This window comes from Streptomyces sp. NPDC092370, from assembly GCF_044755265.1.
Taxonomy (GTDB): domain Bacteria; phylum Actinomycetota; class Actinomycetes; order Streptomycetales; family Streptomycetaceae; genus Streptomyces.
Map to the genome: position 1 here is coordinate 1260644 of NZ_JBIVQO010000001.1, position 18564 is coordinate 1279207.

The 18564-nt window shown below is 70.7% G+C and carries 13 protein-coding genes and 1 pseudogene; 11 read left to right on the forward strand and 3 right to left on the reverse strand.

Going from position 1 to position 18564, the window contains the following annotated elements; translation table 11 throughout:
• Positions 1–156: 156 nt before the first annotated feature.
• From ACIQHQ_RS05680 to ACIQHQ_RS05720, 9 genes and pseudogenes are all read left to right on the forward strand, one after another.
• A complete protein-coding gene (locus ACIQHQ_RS05680) occupies positions 157–3111 on the forward strand; it encodes a M14 family zinc carboxypeptidase (RefSeq protein ID WP_402610382.1) in 2955 nt (984 codons plus the stop codon).
• A gap of 227 nt (positions 3112–3338) precedes the next feature.
• On the forward strand, positions 3339–4346 hold the full coding sequence (gene gap / locus ACIQHQ_RS05685; RefSeq protein ID WP_402610384.1) for a type I glyceraldehyde-3-phosphate dehydrogenase: 1008 nt from the start codon (positions 3339–3341) through the stop codon (positions 4344–4346).
• A 144-nt stretch (positions 4347–4490) separates the two neighbouring features.
• Positions 4491–5702, forward strand: coding sequence for a phosphoglycerate kinase (locus ACIQHQ_RS05690; protein ID WP_402610386.1), 1212 nt, complete (start codon positions 4491–4493; stop codon positions 5700–5702).
• A 5-nt stretch (positions 5703–5707) separates the two neighbouring features.
• Positions 5708–6484: a triose-phosphate isomerase gene (tpiA, locus tag ACIQHQ_RS05695; RefSeq protein WP_352116662.1), complete on the forward strand. Its 777-nt coding sequence runs from the start codon at positions 5708–5710 to the stop codon at positions 6482–6484.
• Between the two features lie 101 nt (positions 6485–6585).
• Positions 6586–6816, forward strand: a complete 231-nt coding sequence (gene secG, locus ACIQHQ_RS05700; RefSeq protein WP_102907469.1) for a preprotein translocase subunit SecG — start codon at positions 6586–6588, stop codon at positions 6814–6816.
• A gap of 208 nt (positions 6817–7024) precedes the next feature.
• Complete coding sequence (locus ACIQHQ_RS05705) at positions 7025–7360, forward strand: RNA polymerase-binding protein RbpA (protein ID WP_398901958.1); 336 nt, start codon at positions 7025–7027, stop codon at positions 7358–7360.
• A 364-nt stretch (positions 7361–7724) separates the two neighbouring features.
• Positions 7725–8942, forward strand: a pseudogene (locus tag ACIQHQ_RS05710) (MFS transporter); the annotation flags it as partial.
• A 108-nt stretch (positions 8943–9050) separates the two neighbouring features.
• Positions 9051–10703 (forward strand): glucose-6-phosphate isomerase, encoded by a 1653-nt coding sequence (pgi, locus tag ACIQHQ_RS05715; protein WP_402610629.1) that lies wholly within the window; start codon positions 9051–9053, stop codon positions 10701–10703.
• Between the two features lie 91 nt (positions 10704–10794).
• Positions 10795–11727 carry a hypothetical protein gene (locus ACIQHQ_RS05720; RefSeq protein ID WP_402610389.1) on the forward strand — a complete coding sequence of 311 codons (933 nt, stop codon included), beginning with the start codon at positions 10795–10797 and terminating at the stop codon, positions 11725–11727.
• A gap of 11 nt (positions 11728–11738) precedes the next feature.
• Here ACIQHQ_RS05720 and ACIQHQ_RS05725 read toward each other — a convergent pair whose 3' ends face one another.
• Genes ACIQHQ_RS05725 through ACIQHQ_RS05735 form a run of 3 tightly spaced genes read right to left on the reverse strand, consistent with a single transcriptional unit; the run spans position 11739 to position 15331 of the window.
• Positions 11739–14021 (reverse strand): FtsX-like permease family protein, encoded by a 2283-nt coding sequence (locus ACIQHQ_RS05725; protein ID WP_402610391.1) that lies wholly within the window; start codon positions 14019–14021, stop codon positions 11739–11741.
• Between the two features lie 39 nt (positions 14022–14060).
• Complete coding sequence (locus ACIQHQ_RS05730; protein WP_402610393.1) at positions 14061–14819, reverse strand: ABC transporter ATP-binding protein; 759 nt, start codon at positions 14817–14819, stop codon at positions 14061–14063.
• Complete coding sequence (locus ACIQHQ_RS05735) at positions 14816–15331, reverse strand: PadR family transcriptional regulator (RefSeq protein WP_402610395.1); 516 nt, start codon at positions 15329–15331, stop codon at positions 14816–14818. Before ACIQHQ_RS05735 ends, ACIQHQ_RS05730 begins: the two co-directional genes overlap by 4 nt.
• A gap of 122 nt (positions 15332–15453) precedes the next feature.
• Here ACIQHQ_RS05735 and ACIQHQ_RS05740 point away from each other — a divergent pair, with 122 nt between their 5' ends.
• Positions 15454–16725 carry an ABC transporter substrate-binding protein gene (locus tag ACIQHQ_RS05740; protein WP_402610397.1) on the forward strand — a complete coding sequence of 424 codons (1272 nt, stop codon included), beginning with the start codon at positions 15454–15456 and terminating at the stop codon, positions 16723–16725.
• Positions 16726–16885: 160 nt separating this feature from the next.
• Positions 16886–18541: a glycoside hydrolase family 13 protein gene (locus ACIQHQ_RS05745; RefSeq protein WP_402610399.1), complete on the forward strand. Its 1656-nt coding sequence runs from the start codon at positions 16886–16888 to the stop codon at positions 18539–18541.
• Positions 18542–18564 lie beyond the last annotated feature (23 nt).

An 18564-nucleotide genomic window follows, 5' to 3' on the forward strand; every position in this document is an offset into this window, starting at 1 on the left:
CCTGATCCCACAGACCGTCATCACACCGGTGCCGACGCCCAATTGGGTGGTCGGCACCGGTGTTCGCGTGTCGGTGAGGCGCCCTTGACTCGATCATGGTCTGTCATGAGCCTGGCATCTGTTCGCTGCTGTGGCGGACCCACGCTAGGGGGGTTCATGAGACGTAGAGCGAGATCGATCCTCGCTGTCGGCGCGCTCCTGATCGGCGGAGCGAGCTTCGCACCCATTGCACAGGCAGACCCGGGTGGTTCGACCCCGTCCGACCCGGACGAAGTCAAGGTCTTCCGCGCCGACGTCACCCGCAAGCAGGTACCCCTGCTGCTGGCGGCCGGCCAGGACGGTCACGAACTGAGCGAGCGGGTGCCCGAGAAGGGCACCGCGACCGTCGAGGTCTACCTGACGGACCAGCAGGCGAAGAAGCTGGAGAAACAGGGCGTCGGCCTCACCGTGCACGAGCTCTCCACCCGGGCCGAGGCCCGCGTCGAGGACGCCGCCGAGGGTGTGTTCCGCCCGTACAGCGGCAAGGGCGGCCTGCGGGAGGAACTCCTGCGCACCGCACAGGAGAACCCGGACCTCACCAAGGTCGTCTCCATCGGCAAGACCATCAAGGGCCAGGACATCCTCGCGCTGAAGCTCACCAAGGGCGCCAAGAAGACGAAGGACGGCTCCAAGCCCTCCGTCCTCTACATGTCCAACCAGCACGCGCGCGAGTGGATCACGCCGGAGATGACACGGCGTCTGATGCACCACTACCTGGACAACTACAGGAAGGACCGGCGCGTCAAGAAGATCGTCGACTCCACCGAACTGTGGTTCCTGCTGTCGGCCAACCCCGACGGCTACGACTTCACCTTCGCCGACCCCGCCAACCGGCAGTGGCGCAAGAACCTGCGGGACGTCAACGGCGACGGCACCATCACCACCGGCGACGGCGTCGACCTCAACCGCAACTTCGCCTACAAGTGGGGCTACGACGACGAGGGATCGTCCCCCAACCCCACCAGCCAGACCTATCGTGGCGGCGGGCCGAACTCCGAACCGGAGACCCAGGCCCTGGACGCCTTCCAGAAGCGGATCGGTTTCACCTACGGCATCAACTACCACTCCGCCGCCGAACTCATCCTCTACGGCGTCGGCTGGCAGGTGGCCACGCACACCCCGGACGACGTTCTGTACGAGGCGCTCGCCGGTACGCCCGACAACTCGGCGATCCCCGGCTACCACCCGCAGCTCTCCTCCGAGCTGTACACCACCAACGGCGAGGCGGACGGCCACGCGGCGAACGTCAACGGGCTGGCCATGTTCACCCCCGAGATGTCGACCTGCCAGACCGTCTCGGACCTCGATGCGAACGACGAGTGGAAGGCGGCCGACTGCCAGTCGGTCTTCACCTTCCCGGACGACGAGAAGCTGATCCAGCAGGAGTTCGCCAAGAACGTCCCGTTCGCACTCTCCGTGGCCGAGTCAGCCGCCCGTCCCGACCGGCCCTCCTCGTCGGTCGGCCTGACCGCCGCCGACTTCACCCCGGCCGCGTTCACCACGTCGTACTCCCGCGGCGCCGACCAGGAGGTCTCCGTCGTCGTACGCAAGTCGGTGCGCGACAAGGAGCTCAAGTACCGCGTCAACGGCGGGCGCACCCTGGACATGGCGCTCAAGCCCTGGAAGGGCGGTGAGACCTACGGCGGTGAGGACAACCTCTACTTCGACGAGTACCGGGCCAAGGTCAAGGACGGCGAGCCGGGCGACAAGGTCGAGGTCTGGTTCACCGGCGAGGCGAAGAGCGGCAAGAAGCTCTCCAGCGAGCGCTTCACCTACACCGTCGCCGAGCGCCCCCGGGCGAACACCCTGGTCGTCGCCGAGGAGGGCGCGGCCGCCACGCAGGCGCAGACGTACGTGGACGCGCTCAAGGCGAGCGGCCGCAAGGCGGTCGTCTGGGACGTCTCCCGGCAGGGCGCACCCGACGCGCTGGGCGTGCTGAGCCACTTCGACACCGTCGTCCACTACACGGGCGCGAGCGTCCCGGGCGTCGCCACCCAGCTCCAGCTGCGGGCCTTCCTCAACGAGGGCGGCCGGCTCATCGAGGCCGGTGAGCAGGCCGGCGGCAACGTGGACCTCGGCGGCGGCGCGCTGTCGAACGACTTCAGCCAGTACTACCTGGGCGCCTACACCCGTACCGCCACCCCCGGGGCGACCGGCTTCACCGGCTCCGGCGAGCTGGGCGGCGTCACCAGCCCGCTCGGCGCGGCCCCCGGCAACCCGCTGGACAAGGCCGGCACCTACAGCGTGACCTCGGACGAGCTCGGGACCGACGAGTTCCCGCAGTTCGCGAGCAAGGGCGCCGGGCAGTTCGCCGGCACGGTCAACCCGTACGGCCCGTTCGCGGGCTCGTCGATGGCCGCCGCCGTCCACACCGACGACGCCTACAAACGCCTCACCCGTACCGTGGACCTCACCCATGTCACCGCGGCCGACAAGCCCACCCTGCGCACCCAGCTGTTGTGGGACACGGAGCCCGGCTACGACCACGCCATCGTCGAGGCCCACACCACGGGTGCCGACGACTGGACGACCCTTCCCGAGGCGGGCGGTGCCACCCGGAGCGCCGTGCCGACGGAGTGCCAGGGTGGGTTCTACGTCAACGAGCACCCCTGGCTGAAGCACTACCTGACCGTGGCGGCCGACGGCTGCACCGCGACCGGCACCACCGGCACGTGGAACAGCCTCACCGGCGCCTCCAGCGGCTGGCGGCAGGTGAACTTCGACCTGAGCGCCTACGCCGGCAAGACGGTGGAGGTCTCGATCGCCTACGTCACCGACCCGGGCAGCGGCGGGCACGGCGTCCTCGCCGACAACGCCTCGCTCGTCGTCGGCGGCACGGAGAAGGAGACCGAGGGCTTCGAGACCTCGCTCGGCGCCTGGAAGGTGGCCGGACCTCCCGAGGGCAGCCCGGCCGTCCTGAAGGACTGGGCACGCACCGGCGTCCTGTTCCAGACGTACGGCGCCGTCACCACGGACGACACCGTGCTGCTGGGCTTCGGCCTGGAGCATGTCAGTGGCGCCGCCGACCGGGCGGCACTGATGAGGAAGGCGCTCGCCTCCCTGGACGGGTGATTTCCCTGGCCGACAGGGAACCCGTCCCCTGGCGAAATCGAGGGGGCCTGCTCTCGGTGGTGGGCGGTCCGTACCCCTACTGGCGGGTACGGACCGCCCTGCCGTGTATGAGGCATCTGGATGTCACCACCAGGGCTCGCGAGAGGTAGGGTCGTAGGCGGTCGGGGACATCCCAAACAGAGCTCGCCGGCACCTCGTGGCCGGCGTACCAACGAGGAGATCGGTTCGTGACGATCCGCGTAGGCATCAACGGCTTCGGTCGTATCGGTCGCAACTACTTCCGCGCGCTGCTGGAGCAGGGTGCAGACATCGAGATCGTGGCTGTCAACGACCTGGGTGACACCGCGACCACCGCTCACCTGCTGAAGTACGACACCATCCTGGGCCGTCTCAAGCAGGAGGTCACCCACACCGCCGACACGATCACGGTCGACGGCAAGACCATCAAGGTGCTCGCCGAGCGCAATCCCGCCGACATCCCGTGGGGCGAGCTGGGCGTCGACATCGTCATCGAGTCGACCGGCATCTTCACCAAGAAGGCCGACGCCGAGAAGCACATCGCCGGCGGCGCGAAGAAGGTCCTCATCTCGGCTCCGGCCAAGGACGAGGACGTCACCATCGTGATGGGCGTCAACCAGGACACGTACGACCCGGCGAACCACCACGTCATCTCCAACGCCTCCTGCACCACCAACTGTGTGGCGCCGATGGCGAAGGTCCTCGACGAGAACTTCGGCATCGTCAAGGGCCTGATGACGACGGTGCACGCGTACACCAACGACCAGCGCATCCTGGACTTCCCGCACAAGGACCTGCGTCGCGCGCGTGCCGCCGCCGAGAACATCATTCCGACCACCACGGGTGCCGCCAAGGCGACCGCGCTGGTCCTGCCGCAGCTCAAGGGCAAGCTGGACGGCATGGCCATGCGCGTCCCGGTCCCGACCGGCTCGGTCACCGACCTGGTGCTGGAGCTCGGCCGCGAGGTCACCAAGGAAGAGGTCAACGCCGCCTTCCAGAAGGCCGCGGAGGGCGAACTCAAGGGCATCCTCGAGTACACCGAGGACCCGATCGTCTCCTCCGACATCGTGAACGCCCCGGCGTCCTGCACCTTCGACTCCTCCCTGACCATGGTCCAGGAGGGCAAGAACGTGAAGGTCATCGGCTGGTACGACAACGAGTGGGGCTACTCCAACCGCCTCGTCGACCTTACGGTCTACGTCGGCAACCAGCTCTGATCAACCGAGCAGGCACGGCCATGTGACAGCAGGGCTCGGGCGGCGCGAGGATGCGCCGTCCGAGCCCTGAGTCACGTACAGATCAGAGCTGTTCGATCAAGAGCGCTTACGAGCGATCACGAGCTCTTTCAGGAGAGTCCCCTCATGAAGACGATCGACGAACTCCTCACCGAAGGGGTCGCAGGCAAGCGGGTCTTCGTCCGCGCCGACCTGAACGTGCCGCTGGACGGCACGCGCATCACCGACGACGGTCGCATCCGCGCCGTGCTGCCCACGGTCAAGGCCCTCGCCGACGCGGGCGCCCGGGTGGTCGTCGCCTCTCACCTGGGCCGCCCCAAGGGCGCCCCGGACCCGGCCTTCTCCCTCGCCCCGGCCGCCGCGCGCCTCGGCGAACTCCTCGAGGCGGACGTGGCCTTCGCGACCGACACGATCGGCGAGTCCGCCCGTGCCACCGTCGCCGGTCTCGCCGACGGCCGGGTCGCGGTCGTCGAGAACCTGCGCTTCAACGCCGGTGAGACGAGCAAGGACGACGCCGAGCGCGGCGCCTTCGCCGACGAGCTCGCCGCCCTCGCCGACGTCTACGTCGGTGACGGCTTCGGCGCGGTGCACCGCAAGCACGCGTCGGTGTACGACCTCCCGGCCCGCCTGCCGCGCTACGCCGGCTACCTCATCGCCACCGAGGTCGGCGTCCTGAGGAAGCTCACCGACGACGTCAAGCGGCCCTACGCGGTCGTCCTGGGCGGCGCCAAGGTGTCCGACAAGCTCGCCGTCATCGACCAGCTGCTCGGCAAGGCCGACCGCCTGCTCATCGGCGGCGGCATGGTCTTCACCTTCCTCAAGGCCAAGGGCCACGAGATCGGCACGTCCCTGGTGCAGGAAGACCAGCTCCCGGTCGTCCGGGAGTACATCGAACGCGCCGAGAAGAACGGCGTCGAACTGGTCCTGCCCGTGGACGTCGTGGTCGCGCCGGAGTTCCCGGACCTCAAGACCAAGGCCCCGGCCCAGGCCTCCACCGTCGCCGCGGACGCCATGCCCGCCGGCCAGATGGGCCTGGACATCGGCCCCGAGTCCCGCAAGCTGTACGCCTCGAAGATCGCCGACGCCGCCACCGTCTTCTGGAACGGCCCCATGGGCGTCTTCGAGCACCCCGATTTCGCCGAGGGCACCAAGGCGGTCGCCCAGGCCCTCCTCGACTCCCGGGCCTTCACGGTGGTCGGCGGTGGCGACTCCGCCGCTGCCGTCCGCATCCTGGGCTTCGACGAGAACGCATTCGGCCACATCTCGACCGGTGGTGGCGCCTCCCTCGAATACCTCGAGGGCAAGACGCTCCCCGGCCTCGCCGCACTGGAGGACTGACCTACATGAGCACGCGCACGCCGCTGATGGCGGGCAACTGGAAGATGAACCTCAACCACCTCGAGGCCATCGCCCACGTCCAGAAGCTCGCCTTCGCCCTGGCTGACAAGGACTACGAGGCCGTCGAGGTCGCCGTCCTGCCGCCCTTCACCGACCTGCGCTCCGTGCAGACCCTGGTCGACGGCGACAAGCTCAAGATCAAGTACGGCGCCCAGGACATCTCGGCGCACGACGGCGGTGCCTTCACCGGCGAGATCTCCGGCCCCATGCTGGCCAAGCTGAAGTGCACGTACGTCGCCATCGGCCACAGCGAGCGCCGCCAGTACCACGCCGAGACCGACGAGCTGGTGAACGCCAAGGTCAAGGCCGCCTACAAGCACGGTCTGACGCCGATCCTGTGCGTCGGCGAGGAGCTGGAGGTCCGCGAGGCGGGCAACCACGTCTCCCACACCCTCGCCCAGGTCGAGGGCGGTCTGAAGGACCTCCCGGCCGAGCAGGCCGAGACCGTCGTGATCGCCTACGAGCCCGTCTGGGCCATCGGCACCGGCAAGGTCTGCGGCGCCGAGGACGCCCAGGAGGTCTGCGCGGCGATCCGCGGCAAGATCGCCGAGCTGTACTCGCAGGAGCTGGCCGACAAGGTCCGCATCCAGTACGGCGGCTCGGTCAAGGCCGGCAACGTCGCGGAGATCATGGCCCAGGCCGACATCGACGGTGCCCTGGTCGGCGGTGCCTCACTGGACGCCGACGAGTTCGTCAAGATCGTGCGCTTCCGCGACCAGTGAGTATGCGGTAGCGGCGATCCGTCGTACCCTTGCGGGGTCCAGCGCTGTGCTGGGCCCCGCGTCGTCCGTCCGAATCCGAGGAAGTTGGTCCAGCCGTGGTTTTGGGGTTCTCGATCGCCCTGATCGTCTTCAGCCTGCTGCTGATGCTGCTGGTGCTGATGCACAAGGGGAAGGGCGGCGGCCTCTCCGACATGTTCGGTGGCGGCATGCAGTCCTCCGTCGGCGGCTCCTCGGTCGCCGAGCGCAACCTCGACCGGATCACCGTCGTGATCGGTCTGCTGTGGTTCGCGTGCATCATCGTGCTCGGCATCCTGATGAAGGTGAACAACTGACCGAGCCGCAATCCACACGCAACTCGTACGTAAGGCCCCATGTTCGGTACGCGCAGCAGAGCGCGGCCTATCATGGGGCTTGCGTCTAGGTGTGAGGGTTGTAACTCCAATCACTGGACGCGCGTTGGGCCTTACGTAGACTGAGGCGCTCGCAGCGAAGCGGAACGCCGACTCGCTTCGCGGCACCATCACGCAGGGAGTTACGACCGTGGCAAGTGGCAACGCGATCCGGGGAAGCCGGGTCGGGGCGGGGCCGATGGGCGAGGCCGAGCGCGGCGAGTCCGCGCCGCGGCTGCGCATCTCCTTCTGGTGCTCCAACGGACACGAGACCCAGCCGAGCTTCGCCAGCGACGCGCAGGTGCCCGATACCTGGGACTGTCCCCGCTGCGGCTTTCCGGCAGGCCAGGACCGGGACAACCCGCCGGACCCGCCGCGCATCGAGCCCTACAAGACGCATCTGGCGTACGTACGGGAGCGGCGCAGCGACGCGGACGGCGAGGCGATCCTCGCCGAGGCGCTCGCCAAACTCCGGGGCGAGATCTAGGATCTGTCGTTTGGATCACCCCGGCGTCGCGGGGCCTGGCACGCCCATCCGCGGCGTTGCCGTCGGTTGCCGATCCCCCCGGAGCTCTCGACCCCGCTCGAGCAGAGGGGACCCCCATCGCGTCGGCGCTCTCCTCCGCCTTGCAGCTGGACGCACCAGGCCCCGCTCGGGTCGGCTGACAGGGGCCGAGCCTCACAGCCGGCCTGATCCGAACGAAAGACCTTAGACGTCAGGACCGGCCGGGTACCAGCGGGTGCCTGGCCGGAGCTGTCTCCCGGCCTTCGCCACCGACCGGCTGTCAGTGGTGCCCCCTACGGTTTGTGCATCGGACGAACCATGAGGGGGAGCGGTGGCGGCGGTCGAGGTGGGTGGGGCGGCATGCGCGCCCGCGTGGCGCGGGGGCTTCGGACGGCTGTGGAGCGCCGCCGTGCTGTCCAGCTTCGGCGACGCGCTGCGGACGGCCGCGCTGCCCCTGCTGGCCGTCACCCTGACCGACGATCCGCTCCTCATCGCCTCCGTCACGGCCTGCGGCTATCTGCCCTGGATCGTCTTCGGCCTGCTCGGCGGGGCCGTCGCCGACCGGGTGGACCAGCGGCGGGCCATGTGGATGGTGGACGCCCTGCGCGGGCTGCTGGTCGCCGCCTTCGCGCTGGCCGTCGCGCTCGGACACGCCTCGATCGGTCTGCTCATCGTGCTGGCCGTCGCGCTCACCACCCTCCAGACCCTGTTCGACAACGCTGCCACGGCACTGCTGCCCTCCCTGGTCGACCGGGACGCGCTCGGCAGCGCCAACGCCCGGCTGATGACCGGTCAGCGCGTCGCGGGCGGTCTCGTCGGCGGACCCGTCGTGCCCCTGCTGCTGGCAGCCGGGACGGCCGTGCCGTTCGCGGCCGACGCCGTGACCTTCCTCGTGGCCGCCGCACTGATCGCCGCCCTGCCGGCGGCCGGCCCCGACCCGAAGCCGCGACCGGCGGGCAGCACGCTGCGCCGGGAGATCGCGGAGGGCCTGCGCACTCTGTGGCGGGACCGCGCCCTGCGCGCCCTGTGCACCGCCACGGCCCTGTGCAACGTCGGCATGGGCACTCAGCTGGCCATGCTGGTCCTCCTCGTCACCGACTGGCTCCGGGCGGGCCCGGCCGGATACGCGGCGGCGGGCACCGCCTTCACTTTGGGCAGCCTGGCCGGGGGAGCGGTGAACGGCCGGGTGGTGGCGCGGCTGGGCCGGCTGCGGTCGGTGCTGCTCGCCGGCTCGGTGCAGACCGCGCTCCTCGTCGTCATGGGTACGGTGCGCAGTCTGGCCGTGCTGGTGGGCGCGCTGGCCGTGTTCGGGCTCCTGGGCATGGTGTGGAACGTCAACACGACGACGCTCATGCAGGAACGCAGCCCGGCCGGGCTGCTGGGCCGGGTCAGCTCGGCCTTCCGGACCCTGGCCTTCGCCGGGGTGCCGCTCGGCGCCCTGCTGGGCGGAGCCGTCGCCACCGCCTGGGGGCCGAACACCCCGCCGCTGCTCACGGCCGCCTTCTTCGTCCTCGCCGTGGTCGCGCTGATACCCGTGCGCGAGGTGAACGTATCTGTTGCCGAGCCGGTGGACGGCGCCGCGACAGCCGATGTCACGGGCGGCTCCATTAGGTTGGGACCGGCAGCGGGGCAAGGTACGCAGGCAGGACAGGAAAGAAGGCTGAAGTCCGAGATGAACGCAGACGGCCGCACCAGGCTCAACCAGACGTCCGAGTGGGCGGCACTGGCCAAGCACCGTGAGGAACTGGGCGAAGCCGGGTTGCGCGAGCTGTTCGCCGCCGACTCCGGCCGCGGCACCGCGTACGCCCTCCGGGTCGGCGACCTGTACGTCGACTACTCCAAGCACCTCGTCACCGACGACACGCTGCGGCTGCTGCGCGAACTGGCCGCCGCCACCGACGTCTTCGGGCTCCGGGACGCCATGTTCCGCGGCGAGAAGATCAACACCACCGAGAACCGGGCCGTGCTGCACACCGCGCTGCGTGCCCCGCGGGACGCCGTCATCGAGGTCGACGGCGAGAACGTGGTGCCGGATGTGCACGCCGTGCTCGACAAGATGGCGGACTTCGCGAACCGAGTGCGTTCGGGCGAGTGGACCGGCCACACCGGCAAGCGGATCCGGAACATCGTCAACGTCGGCATCGGCGGCTCCGACCTCGGACCGGCGATGGCGTACGAGGTGCTGCGCGCCTTCAGCGACCGCTCGCTGACGGTGCGTTTCGTATCCAACGTGGACGGCGCCGACCTGCACGAGGCGATCCGGGACCTGGATCCGGCACAGACACTGTTCGTCATCGCCTCCAAGACGTTCACCACCATCGAGACGGTCACCAACGCCACCTCGGCCCGCTCCTGGCTGCTGGACGCGCTCGGTGACGACGCCGCCGTCGCCAAGCACTTCGTCGCGCTGTCGACGAACGCCGAGAAGGTCGCCGACTTCGGCATCGACACGGCCAACATGTTCGAGTTCTGGGACTGGGTCGGAGGCCGCTACTCGTACGACTCGGCGATCGGCCTGTCGTTGATGATCGCCATCGGCCCGGACCGCTTCCGGGAGATGCTCGACGGGTTCCGGATCGTCGACGAGCACTTCCGCACCGCGCCCGCCGAGTCCAACGTGCCGTTGCTGCTGGGCCTGCTGGGCATCTGGTACGGCAACTTCCACGACGCCCAGTCGCACGCGGTGCTGCCCTACAGCCACTACCTGTCGAAGTTCACCGCCTACCTCCAGCAGCTCGACATGGAGTCCAACGGCAAGTACGTCGGCCGGGACGGGCGCGAGGTGGAGTGGCAGACCGGCCCGGTCGTGTGGGGCACGCCGGGCACCAACGGACAGCACGCCTACTACCAGCTCATCCACCAGGGCACCAAGCTCATCCCGGCCGACTTCATCGGCTTCGCGCGGCCGGTCGGCGAGCTGAGCGAACAGCTGAAGGCGCAGCACGACCTGCTGATGGCCAACTTCTTCGCCCAGACGCAGGCGCTCGCCTTCGGCAAGACACCGGACGAGGTGCGGGCCGAGGGCGTGCCGGAGGAACTGGTGCCGCACAAGACGTTCCTGGGCAACCACCCGACGACCACGATCCTCGCGCCCGAGCTGACGCCCTCCGTCCTCGGCCAGTTGGTCGCCCTCTACGAGCACAAGGTGTTCGTGCAGGGCGCGGTGTGGAACATCGACTCCTTCGACCAGTGGGGCGTGGAACTGGGCAAGGTCCTCGCCAAGCGCGTCGAGCCCGCGCTGACCGAGGGCGCGGAGGTCGAGGGACTGGACGCCTCCACCGAGGCCCTGGTCGCCACGTACCGGGAGCTGCGCGGACGGCAGTGACCGTCGCGGACGGAAAGCGGGCGGCAGCGCGCCGTCCGCTTCCCGTAGAATCCCGGTCGATCATCACGGCGAGTGCTCGGGGGAGCGCGAAGTGGCACGCACACGCGGAAGTTGGACCGGCGGCGCACTGACGGTCCGGTCGCTGCTCAAACCCCAGGACGTGGCGCGGGCGGTGTTCCACCCCGCGTGGATACCGCAGCCGCTCGATCCGTCGGTGGAGCGGCTCAAGAGACTCCGCGTCATCGCCGGGGCGGTCGCGTCCCTCGGCGTGTACACCTTCATCGAGGGCGGGTTCGACTTCACGGAGCTGCTGGAGAACGCGATGACGGCCTCCGTGGTCCTGCTCTTCCTCACACCGCTGACGGTCGGGGCGATGCTGTGGGTCTGGCGGCGCGGCGGCACCGTGCGGCACCTGCGGACGCCCCTGATCAACTCCTTCCTGCTGCTGGTGCTGTTCGTCGGCTGCGTGGGCGCCCTGCTGGCGCTGGTGCAGACCGTGAACGGGTCGGCGAACCCCGCCGTGATCATCGGCGTCGGCCTGACGATGATGTGGATGCTGATCTTCACGGCCTACGGCGCGCTGCGGGTCTCCGGCAACTTCTTCGGCACGGCCGCCGTGCACCGCTGCCTGCCGCCGCTGCTCGCCATGGTGACCAGCTGGCTGGTGGCCGTCCCGGACCTCGTCACCGGTGATCTGCACGGGCTCAGCCTCACCCTCGGGATCGTCTTCATCCTGGGTGCTCCCGTGACCGTCAGTGCCATCGCGCTGCTGGAGATGGGGCGGCTCAAGCGGCGCTACGGAATCCGGCTGAAAGCCCATCCCGCCACCCTGGCACCGGCGCCCGGGCCGGTCCCGCCGATGCCTCCGGGCATGCCTCCGGCAGGCGCGCCGTACCTGCCCCCGCAGGGGAACCCGTACGGACATCCGTATGCGCCGGGCGGGCAGCACCCCTACGCGCCGCACCCGCCGTACGCCCCGCACCCGCACCCGCCGTACACCCCGCAGCACCCCTACGGCGGCTGACCGGCGCGAGGTCAGGCCACGGCGCTCAGCGTGTCCGCGAGCCGTCGCCGTGCCGCCCGCGCGGCGGGCACGGCGGCCAGGGCCGCCGCGCAGAGCACCGCTGCCGCGCCGAGCAGCAGCATCAGAACGGCGGACGGTCCCTGGGCGATCCCGGCGCCGATGCCGCTGGATCTTCCCTGGGCGTCGATCAGCCAGTGGGCGAGCGGCAGCCCCAGGGCCGTGGCGGCGAGGACGGCCGCCAGGGCGGTGAGGCCGGTGGCCGTGACCGTGATCGCCGTGATCTGCCGGGGGGACAGGCCGATCGCCTTCAGGGCCAGCAGGTCCCGTTCGCTCTCGCGGACGGTGCCGCCGATCGCGGTCAGCAGCTCGATGAGCCCGATGAGGGCGAGCACGGCGATCAGCCCGGCCACGACCGCGCGCAGCGGTGACAGCCCGTCCGCCGGGTTGGTCACCGTGTGCACGTCGAGGTGGCCGCGCCCGGCCGTGGCGAGCCGGTCGGCGACCTCCCGCGGGTCGGCTCCGGGCTCCAGGCGGAGCTCGTAGAGGGTCGGGCCGAGTCCTGGGTCGTTCGCGCGGAGCGTGTCGAGGGACGTGGAGATGACCCGGCCGGCGTTCTCCGGCTCGATGCTGCGGCCCACGATGTGCAGGATCTGCGGCTGGTCCCCGACGGTCATCCGGACCCAGTCGCCGACCCGTACGTCCAGCAGGTCGAGCAGCCCCTGCCCGGCCACGGCCTCGTCGGCGCCGCGGGCGGGGCGGCCCTCGGCGAGGGTGTACGGGTAGGGGGCCCGGTCGGTGCCGAGGCCACGCAGCGCGATGGTCGCCGTCTGGCCGGGCACCAGGGCGGCCGTCTCGACGCCCGGGTAGGCGGCGGCCACCTCCGGGTCGCGTTCCAGCAGCGTACGGGTCTGCTCCTCGCCGCGGCCGGTGTCGGCGCGGACGCTGAGCGTGGTGGGCAGGCCGATCCGCTCGGGCTCGCTGTGGAAGCGGTCGATGGTGGTCCAGGCGCTCATCGCCACCACGATCAGCAGCAGCGGCAGCGCCAGCCGGGCGACGGTGGCCAGAGACCGGGGACGGCGGGTGAACGCCTTGTGCCAGCCCAGCACCAGCGCGGGCGGGACGCGCACTCCCAGGGCCCGGCGCGCCACGCCGGACAGCTGCCCGCCCGAGGTCGCGGCCGGCCTCGGCACCGGCACCGGCGGCACCCGCCCGGCCCGCCAGGCGGCCAGCCCGGTGGTCGCGCCGATGAACAGGACGGCGCCCGCGGGGACCACGAGCAGCGCCACGGTGTGTCCGGGCAGCCCCTGCCACACGCCCACCGCGTCCCCGAGCCGCCCCGGGATCCGGCTGCCCAAGGCCTCGGCGAGACTCGCGGCGGCCACGGCACCCAGCAGGGCGTACGCGAGGTGCTGGAGCAGGAAGATCCGGACCACCTGGCCCGGGGTGAAGCCGATGGCCTTCAGGACGGAGAGGTCCCTCAGGTGGCCGCGGATACGGGTGCCGATCGCCCCGTGCACGGCGAGCCCGGCCGCGACCAGCGCACCCAGCCCGAACAGGCCCAGTACCTGACCGAGCAGCCGGTTGTCGCCCTGCGCCTCGGCGCGCGCCTGCTGCCAGGTGGAGACCTCGCCGATCGCCCCGGATCCCAGCACGGTCACGGCACGCTGGACGATGTAAGAGGTGTCGCCCGGGTCCGTCAGCCGCAGCCCGATCACCTGGCCGCCCGGGTCCGGCACGGCCGACGGCAGTGCCCAGACCAGGCCCGGCTGCTCACCGGGCCGGTAGCGCGGCTCGGCGCTGTCGGCGAGGCCCACGACGGTCAGCTCGCGGGCGGTGCCGGGCACGGTGAGGGTATCGCCGGGTTCGGCCAGCAGGGCGCGGGCGAGACGGCTCTCCAGGACCACGCCGTTCGGGGCCGAGGCGTTGAGCCAGTGGCCGGAGACGAGCGGGGGCCGGCCGACGGAGGGCCGCTCGGGGGTGGCGCGCAGCTCGACGGCGGCGCGGCTGCCGCGCGAGGAGACCGTGGTGGAGGCGGTGGGGTAGGGACCGGCGACGGAGTCGACACCGTCCAGCGCGGCCAGTCTCCCCGTGTCGGCCGCCGCGTCGGTGTGCAGCCACACGTGCGCACCGTGCGACTGCGTGAAGACGCGCTGCCAGGGGTTGGTCGCGTAGCCGAACAGGGCCGTGGCCAGCAGCAGGGAGGCGACGATGCCCGCGGTGGCGAGGACGAGGAACAGCGCCTCGCCGCGGTGCGTGCGCAGATCGGAGTGGGCCCAGCGCAGGGTGGCTCGCATACGGGTCAGCCCTTCCGGGGATCGTCGGACACCCGCACGTCAGTCCTTCAGCTCCAGCACACCGGATATCCCGGCGCGGCGCGGCGCGGTGGCGGTGCCGTCGAGTTCCGCGTCGTCGGCGATCCGGCCGTCGAAGAAGCTGATCACCCGGTCCGCGGCGCTCGCCAGCCGGGCGTCATGCGTGACCAGCACGATCGTCTGGCCGCGCTGGTGGAAACGGGTCAGCAGCCGCATCACCTCGCGGGTGCCCTTGCTGTCGAGGCTGCCCGCGGGCTCGTCCGCCAGCAGCAGCGGCGGGTGGTTGACCAGGGCCCTGGCCAGGGCGACGCGCTGCTGCTCGCCACCGGACAGCTCGCCCGGCATGCTCCGCTCCTTGCCCGTCAGGCCCAGCTCGGCCAGCAGCGTCTCCCGCTCGGCGCGCGCCTGCTTCGGCGCCGTCCCGGCGAGCAGGGCGGGCAGCTCCACGTTGTCCGCGACGGACAGGTTCGAGACGAGGTTGAAGAACTGGAAGACGATCCCGATCCGCTTCCTGCGCTCGATCGCCCAGCGGGCCTCGCTGTAGGTGCCGGTGGACTCGCCGTCGAGCCAGATGTGGCCCGCGTCCGGCCGCTGGAGCCCGCCCAGCAGATGCAGCAGAGTCGACTTGCCGGCGCCGGACGGGCCGGTGATCGCCACGAACTCGCCGGGCCGGACACACAGGTCGACGCCGCGTACGGCGTGGGCGGGCGCACCCTCGCCGTGGTGGGTCTTCACCAGCCCCTCGGCGCGCAGCACAGGAGCGGGACGGTCGTCGCTCACTCCAGCTCCTCCAGCTCTTCCTGGCACCGTTCCAGCCAGTCGAGGTCGGCTTGGAGGTGCAGCATCGCGCCCTCGATCAGCAGGTGCGCGATGCGGTTGTCGCGGTCTTCGGCGGCGGCCAGTTTCGACAGCTGCCGCATGGTGTTCAGATACTGGCGCCGCTGTTGGTTGATCAGGGTGATCTGCTCGGCGAGGCCGGTCTGCGGAGCGAGCGCCAGTTTCATGAAGAACTCGTCCCGTACCCGCGGCTCGTCCTCGGGCGCCTCGAACCAGGCGCGCAGCGCCTCCCGCCCGGTTTCGGTCAGGTGGTAGACCTTTTTGTTGGGCCGGCTGGACTGTGCCACGTCCTCGCCCTCGATCAGTCCCGACTTCTCGAGGCGGCCGAGGGTCACATAGATCTGGCCGACGTTCGGCTGAGGGTACGCGGAGCCCAGCAGTTGCTCAAGGTCCTGCTTGAGCTCGTAGCCGTGGGCGGGTCCGCGGGCGAGGAGGGCCAGGAGGGGCAGGCGCACGCGTGCAGTCCTCCTGTCTGGTCCAATGTGCTCCAGGCCCTAGTATCGCCCATACCTAACAGGTATACATGGCCTCGGATTCCGGGCAAGGGTGCCCAGCGCCGGTGTACAGGGAGGAACCTATGCGGTGGATCCATGCCGCGGGTAGGGGCCTTCTCGTTCTCGTCGTGGTCCTGACCGGGTATGTCGCCGCCGGAGCGCAGGCGGGCGAGCCCTCCGGGGACGCCCGGGGGCCGCTCACCCTGGCCACCGCCGGAGACCTCACCGGATACCTCGGCCCCCTGCTGGAGGGCTGGAACCGTACGCACCCCGGGGAGACGGTCGATCTCGTCGAGCTGCCGGACTCGGCCGACGAGACGCAGGCCCAGATGGCCACCGACCTGCGCGACGGCGACCGCAGCCGGTTCGACGTGCTCAACATCGACGTCAACTGGACGCCGGAGTTCGCCGCGGCGGGCTGGATCCGGCCCCTGCCCCGGGACCGCTTCCCGCTGAAGACGTTCCTCCAGCCGGTCGTGGACACGGCGACCTACGACGGGCAGCTCTACGCCGTCCCCTACGTCACCAACGCCGGCCTGCTCCTGTACCGCAAGGACGTCCTCGCGAAGGAGGGCGTGGCACCGCCGCGCACCTGGGCGGAGCTGGAGCGGTACGCGAAGACCATCGCTCCGAAGCACGGTCTCGACGGCTACGCCGGGCAGTTCCTGCCCTACGAGGGCCTCACCGTGAACGCGGCCGAGGCGGTCTACTCGGCGGGCGGCTCGATCCTCGGCGACGAGGGCGAGCGCGTCACCGTCGACTCGGCGGCGGCCCGCAGGGGCATCGGATTCCTGGCGCGCGGGGTACGGGAGGGCTGGATCCCGAGGGAGGCGCTGACGTACAAGGAGGAGGAGTCCAAGCAAGCCTTCCAGGACGGACGGCTGCTCTTCCTGCGGAACTGGCCGTACGCCTACGTCGGTGCCTCCGCCCCCGGCTCCAAGGTCGCCGGGAAGGTCGGCGCCGTGCCCCTGCCCGGGCCCGACGGGCCGGGGACGAGCGTCCTGGGCGGCTCCAACCTGGCCGTCAGCGCGCACACGCGGCACCCCGACTCGGCGGCCCGCCTGATCGCGTACCTCACCAGTGAGCGCGTCCAGCGCCAGGTCCTCACTCGCGGCGCGCTGCCGCCCGTACGGGCGGCTCTCTACAAGGACCCCGCGCTCATCCGCAGGTTCCCGTACCTGCCGACCCTGCGCACGAGCGTCCTCGCGGCCGAGCCGCGCCCCAAGAGCCCGCGCTACGACCAGGTCAGTCTGGTCGTGCAGGCGGTCGTGCACGACGCCATGGCGGGGCACCAGACCCCCGCGGCGGCGGTGGAGCGGCTGGCGCGGGAGCTCGCGCTCATCTCGCGCCGATAGCGCAGACACGCTCGGCGGCCCCCGCTCTACTTACTTGTTAGGTAACGCGCGGGTCTCATCTTGCTGCATTGTGCCCGGTAAGTCCTGATTAGGGCACCTCAACCTGGCGGTAGCTTCCGTCTTTTCATTGACACCCTCTCGACACGCCTACTTAACATGCATGCATAACCGCTGCCCTCCTCAGAGACAGGTCGATGGGTTGAACAGGCACCACTGGTGGCGTGACGCAGTGATCTATCAGGTGTACGTCCGCAGCTTCCTCGACAGCACCGGCGACGGCGTCGGCGACCTCGCCGGCGTCCGGGCCGGACTGCCGTACCTGAAGAAGCTCGGCGTCGACGGGATCTGGCTGAGCCCCTTCTATCCCTCGCCGCAGCACGACCACGGCTACGACGTGGCCGACTACTGCGACGTCGACCCGCTCTTCGGCGACCTCGCCGAGTTCGACCTGCTGGTGGGGGCAGCGCGCCGGCTCGGCATCAAGGTGCTGCTCGACATCGTCCCGAACCACTGCTCCAGCGAGCACCCCTGGTTCCGCGAGGCGCTCACCTCGGCTCCCGGCAGCCCGGCCCGCGCCCGCTTCCACTTCGCCGACGGCCGCGGCCCGGACGGCGCCGAGCCGCCCAACAACTGGCACGCCATGTTCGGCGGCCCCGCCTGGAGCCGGGTGACGGAGCCCGACGGCCGGCCCGGGCAGTGGTATCTGCACATGTTCACGCCCGAGCAGCCCGACTGGAACTGGCGCAACCCCGAGATCACCGCGGAGTTCGACAGGATCCTGCGCTTCTGGCTGGACCGGGGCGTCGACGGTTTCCGCATCGACGTCGCCGCCGGCCTCTTCAAGCACCCGGAGCTGCCCGACTCCGACGACCCGGAGGCCGACGCCCGCGCCCGCGACTCGGTCAACCCGCTCGCCTGGAACCAGCCCGAGGTCCACGACGTGTGGCGCCGCTGGCGCTCCACATGCGAGGAGTACACCGAGCGCGACGGCTGCGAACGCCTGCTCGTCGGCGAGGTCTCCGTCCCCACCGCACGCGAGCACGCCCGCTACGTCCGCCCCGACGAACTGCACCAGGCCTTCTTCTTCGACCTGCTCAGCGCCCCCTGGGACCCGGACGCCTTCCGGAAGGTCATCTCCGAGGCCATGCAGGACATCGCCGGCACCGGCTCGACGGTCACCTGGGTCCTCAACAACCACGACCAGGTCCGCACCGTGACCCGCTACGGCGAACCGGCCACGGACGGCAGCGGCCTCGGGGCCGCCCGTGCCCGCGCCGCCGCGCTGCTGATGCTGGCGCTGCCCGGCGCCGCGTACATCTACCAGGGCGAGGAGCTCGGTCTGCCGGAGGTCGTGGACCTGCCCGACGACGTCCTCACCGACCCGATCTTCCGCCGCACCGGCAGCCGGGCCCGCATCCGCGACGGCTGCCGGGTTCCGCTGCCCTGGTCGGGTCAGGCCTCGCCGTTCGGCTTCACCCCGGGCGTGGAGAGCGCCAAGCCGTGGCTGCCGCAGCCCGAGTACTTCGCCGAGTACGCCACCGACCGTGCCCTCGCCGACACCCGCTCCTTCTGGCACCTGTACCGCGACGGTCTCCAACTGCGCTCCGCCCTGCCCCAGTTGGGCGAGGGCACGCTGCGCTGGCTGGACGCCCCGCCCGGCGTCCTCGCCTTCGAACGCGGCGACCTGGTGTGCGCCGTCAACTTCGGTACCGCCCCCACGCCCGCTCCGGTCTCCGGCTCCCCCCTGCTCGCCAGCGGCCCCTGCCCGCCCGGAGTGCTCTCCGGGTCCACGGCCGCCTGGTGGATCCGTTCCTGAACGCCCGCAAGCGAACGCTTCGC

Excerpts from the sequence above, each read along its gene's own strand:
- ACIQHQ_RS05680 (WP_402610382.1), top strand. The coding sequence starts at position 157 with ATGAGACGTAGAGCGAGATCGATCCTCGCTGTCGGCGCGCTCCTGATC.
- ACIQHQ_RS05690 (WP_402610386.1), top strand. The coding sequence starts at position 4,491 with ATGAAGACGATCGACGAACTCCTCACCGAAGGGGTCGCAGGCAAGCGG.
- tpiA (WP_352116662.1), top strand. The coding sequence starts at position 5,708 with ATGAGCACGCGCACGCCGCTGATGGCGGGCAACTGGAAGATGAACCTC.
- pgi (WP_402610629.1), top strand. The coding sequence starts at position 9,051 with ATGAACGCAGACGGCCGCACCAGGCTCAACCAGACGTCCGAGTGGGCG.
- ACIQHQ_RS05725 (WP_402610391.1), bottom strand. The coding sequence starts at position 14,021 with ATGCGAGCCACCCTGCGCTGGGCCCACTCCGATCTGCGCACGCACCGC.
- ACIQHQ_RS05740 (WP_402610397.1), top strand. The coding sequence starts at position 15,454 with ATGCGGTGGATCCATGCCGCGGGTAGGGGCCTTCTCGTTCTCGTCGTG.
- ACIQHQ_RS05745 (WP_402610399.1), top strand. The coding sequence starts at position 16,886 with ATGCATAACCGCTGCCCTCCTCAGAGACAGGTCGATGGGTTGAACAGG.